Genomic DNA, 731 nt, shown 5'->3' on the forward strand with positions numbered 1-731 from the left:
TGTAGTGGTCAACCCATCCCGGACAGTGGGTTGAGTTTTTCTTCGGCCACCGCAGGTGGTAACCCGTCGTTGAATTGATGCGGCCTGATCCAGTTGTAGCGGTGCATCAAGTAATGACTGATGTCCCGTTGGGCCTCCTGCGCCGTCAGGTAACCCGTTGACGGGACCCACTCCGACTTCAGACTGCGGAACAGGCGCTCCATCGGCGAGTTATCCCAGCAATTCCCCCGACGGCTCATGCTCTGCTGCATCCGATAGCGCCAGAGCCGTTGCCGAAACAGGCGGCTGGCGTACTGGCTGCCCTGGTCTGAATGGAACAGCACCTGCTGTGGCCTGCCGCGCTGTTCGTAGGCCATGTCCAGGGCCTTGATCACCAGTTCGGCATCCGGCTTGGCCGAGAACGCCCAGCCGATCACCCGCCGGGTATGCAGATCCAGCACCGCGGCCAGGTAGTGCCAACGGCCTTGCGCCCAGACGTAGGTGATGTCGCCACACCACACCTGATTGGGATGCTCGGTCGCGAATTCGCGGTTCAGCCGATTCGGGATATCCGGCCGCTCAACCGTGGCCTGTTTGTAGGCGTGCGAGCCCGGTTGCTTGCTGACCAGGCCCAGCTCACGCATCAACCGACGCACTCGGAAACGGCCGATGGTCACGCCCTCTTCGCGCAGCATGCCCAGAATGCTGCGGCTGCCGGCCGAGCCCCGACTCTGGCTGAACAACTGGTTGAC

The 731-nt window shown here is 62.5% G+C and carries 1 pseudogene; it reads right to left on the bottom strand.

Annotation, left to right across the window (positions count from 1 at the left end):
• Positions 1 to 8: 8 nt before the first annotated feature.
• Positions 9 to 731 (bottom strand): annotated as a pseudogene (locus HMPREF2924_RS08715) (IS3-like element IS222 family transposase); the annotation flags it as partial.

This window comes from Pseudomonas sp. HMSC063H08, from assembly GCF_001813645.1.
GTDB lineage: Bacteria > Pseudomonadota > Gammaproteobacteria > Pseudomonadales > Pseudomonadaceae > Pseudomonas > Pseudomonas aeruginosa.